4 protein-coding genes are annotated in these 3,234 nt (G+C 42.4%); 3 read left to right on the plus strand and 1 reads right to left on the minus strand.

Features of this window, described 5'->3' with window-relative positions; genetic code table 11:
* The first annotated feature begins 258 nt into the window (after window positions 1–258).
* The 3 genes from ACM0OP_RS23860 to ACM0OP_RS23870 all read left to right on the plus strand — a co-directional run bounded on the left by ACM0OP_RS23860 (window position 259) and on the right by ACM0OP_RS23870 (window position 2,902).
* A complete protein-coding gene (locus ACM0OP_RS23860) occupies window positions 259–2,145 on the plus strand; it encodes a transketolase (RefSeq protein ID WP_414530893.1) in 1,887 nt (628 codons plus the stop codon).
* Between the two features lie 88 nt (window positions 2,146–2,233).
* Entirely contained in the window at window positions 2,234–2,467 is a 234-nt protein-coding gene (locus tag ACM0OP_RS23865) for a hypothetical protein (RefSeq protein WP_414530894.1), read from the plus strand.
* 210 nt (window positions 2,468–2,677) lie between these two features.
* A complete protein-coding gene (locus ACM0OP_RS23870) occupies window positions 2,678–2,902 on the plus strand; it encodes a hypothetical protein (protein ID WP_414530895.1) in 225 nt (74 codons plus the stop codon).
* Window positions 2,903–2,982: 80 nt separating this feature from the next.
* Here ACM0OP_RS23870 and ACM0OP_RS23875 read toward each other — a convergent pair whose 3' ends face one another.
* Window positions 2,983–3,201, minus strand: a complete 219-nt coding sequence (locus ACM0OP_RS23875; protein WP_414530896.1) for a hypothetical protein — start codon at window positions 3,199–3,201, stop codon at window positions 2,983–2,985.
* Between the last annotated feature and the right edge of the window lie 33 nt (window positions 3,202–3,234).

Raw genomic sequence — 3,234 nt, forward strand, 5'->3', positions numbered from 1 at the left:
ACCATATTTTGGGTTATTTTTATCACCTCTTTCTTAACATTCAACACTTCTGGGTAATTGTCTCAGGTTAGTGTTTATATATCCTGGGAGATAAGGGTTAGTTATTCCATTAGCAAGACGTTATTAAATTTCCTACTCTTTAAAGTTAACCCAGGAACTGTGAATAATTCTGGTAATTGCTACTGGAAAATGGCGGAAGTTAACTAGAAAATTACCAAATTTTATAAATTACCTGTACTTTGATTTAGGAAAACTATTATGACCACACAGGAACAATTGTACCAATGGCATGAACTGGCGCAACAGTTGCGTGTCGATAGTATTCGCATGACTACTATTGCAGGTTCTGGTCATCCGACTTCTTCTATGTCGCCTGCGGATTTGATGGCGATTTTATTGGCTAAATATCTGCGGTATGATTTCGATAATCCCGATCATCCAAATAATGATCGGTTGATTTTTTCTAAGGGTCACGCTGCACCTCTATTATACAGTATGTATAAGGCTGCTGGTGTAATTACTGATGAGGAGTTGCGATCGCTGCGACATTTTGGTAGCCGTTTAGAAGGTCATCCCACTCCGCTTTTACCTTGGGTGGATGTGGCTACTGGTTCTCTGGGACAAGGTTTACCCATTGGTGTGGGGATAGCTTTAGCAGGTAAATATTTAGACCAATTACCTTATCATACCTGGGTGTTATTGGGTGATAGTGAAACTGCTGAAGGTTCTGTGTGGGAGGCTTTTGACCATGCTGCACACTATACTCTAGATAATCTGATAGCCATTCTTGATGTTAACCGCCTGGGTCAACGGGGTCAAACTGAGTTGGGTTGGAATACCCAAGCCTATGCTAACCGGGCGAGGGCTTTTGGTTGGCAAGCGATGGAAATTGATGGTCATGATTTAACCCAGATAGATCAAGCATACAGTGCGGCGCTGACTGTGAACGATCGCCCCACGGTAATTATCGCCCGCACGAAAAAAGGTAAAGGTGTCACAGGTTTAGAAGATTTGGGGGGTTGGCATGGAAAAGCGCTGCAACCAGAGGATGAACAACGGGCGATCGCCGAGTTAGGTGGTACAAGACAAATTATAATTTCAGTGGATACACCTGAACCAGGAACACCAGCTAGTCTGGGAAATCCTCAACCCTTGCAACTCCCCACCTATCACAAAGGGGCAAAAGTCGCCACCCGTCGCGCTTATGGTGATGCTTTAGTGGCATTAGGCGCAGCAGAACCCCAGGTAATTGCTTTGGATGCAGAGGTAAGTAATTCTACTTACGCTGAAGACTTTGCCGAAGCCTATCCGGAGCGCTATTTTGAAATGTATATTGCCGAACAGCAAATGATAGCTGCGGCTGTCGGGTTGCAGGTGAGAGAATACAAACCCTTTGCTTCCACCTTTGCGGCTTTTTTAACTCGTGGTTACGACTTTGTGCGGATGGCGGCGGTATCTCGTGCCAATATTAAATTGGTGGGTTCTCATGCTGGGGTATCCATTGGCCAGGATGGGGCTTCTCAGATGGCTTTGGAAGATTTAGCTGCATTTCGGGCTGTGTGGAGTAGTACGGTATTGTATCCCTGTGATGCAAATCAAACAGCGCAATTAGTCGCCCAAATGTGCGATCGCAATGGGATTGTTTACCTCCGCACCACCAGAGAAAGTACCTCTGTAATTTATGATGCTGATGAAGATTTTACCATAGGTGGTAGCAAAATTATTCACAGTTCCCCACAGGATCAAGCCACGGTAATTGCGGCGGGGATTACTGTACATGAAGCCATGAAAGCTTATGACAGACTGAAAAAGGCAGGTATCATCATCCGCCTCATTGATGCTTACTCAGTTAAACCCATTGATGTGCAGACATTGCATCAAGCAGCAAAGGATACCAAAGGTAATTTAGTAGTTGTGGAAGATCACTGGTTAGAAGGGGGACTAGGTGCGGCAGTGCTAGATGTGTTTGCGGGTACTAAAAATACTCCTATTTATGCAGGTTCGCCACTGCGATTAATTAAATTAGCGGTGCGAGATATGCCCAGTTCCGGCACACCAGCAGAACTACTTCATGCTGCCCAAATTGATGCTGATGCTATTGTGAAAGCGGTGAAATCCCAAGTGAGACAGCCAGTGGGAGTATAAGGATTAATTTCTAATTACTTCTAGGGATAGGAGTTAATACCAAAAGTCACAGTTACCTTAGAAATTACTGTAATTTGGAGTCAACAAAATGCCTGACAAATATCACACTGGAACTCAAGACGAACACTTTAATTTAATTAGTGTATTATACCATGCTCTCCAATGTTCTGCTTGCTGTGAAACCTATCTTAACGATGCCCAACAAGCAAGTGATCGTGATTTAACTCAATTTTTTCAAGATGTGAAAAGCCAAAACCAAAACTTAGCAGAACGAGCCAAACAACTATTAGCACAGCGCACTGAGCAACTTGTAGCTCATTAGGTATTTTTTAAGAATACGAACCGCCAAGACGCAAAGAACGCCAAGGGGGAAAAGCTCTGGGTTACTTTGCGTTTTCGTCTGCGCCCCTCTGCGTTAAAAAAATCTTAAAATAAAATGTCCTCCAGAAAGTGGTTTTAACTACCCTAAAAAACATCCTCTAAGATAAACTGAGACTAGGGAAAGTTATCAAATCACAAAATAGGAGACGTAATGCGCCCAGAATCAGTAAAAGTCATATTATGGGAAGAAAAGCAAAAAGATTATGTGAAAAAATTCTATGATCTGCAATTTATTCCCAGAGTTGATGAAGAAATTTATCTAAATAAGGAAAATTGGCGCGTCACTAGGGTTGAGCATGATGTGGAAGTTAGCGAGGTTAATATCTATATGGAATTAATTAAAAAAGTGAAGACAGAAAAATTATCTAATTCCTAGATAAATACTCAGAGAGAGCGCTGTTTCTACTCAGAAATTATGGGGATTTACCAAACAGGGAATACAACAACTTGTCCATTTTACCAAGCTACCATTTTTCCCGATTCTCCATTACCTAACAAATCTACTGCCGCTTTACCAAGTCTTAGTAGTAGAATATCACCATCCCCAAACCGATAAACAATAAATTTTAGCAGTAGGTCGTCTTGGTAAACTCCATGGTACAGATACCGGATAATTTGCCATTGTGGTATGCGATCGCCATCAAAGTCAAGGCATACAGGGTCAGCGCATCTCAAACCCTGTTGACAAGAGGACTTGCCTAATCAGCA

The sequence above is a fragment of the Nodularia chucula CCY0103 genome (assembly GCF_963923915.1).
In the GTDB taxonomy this organism is placed as follows: Bacteria; Cyanobacteriota; Cyanobacteriia; order Cyanobacteriales; family Nostocaceae; genus Nodularia; species Nodularia chucula.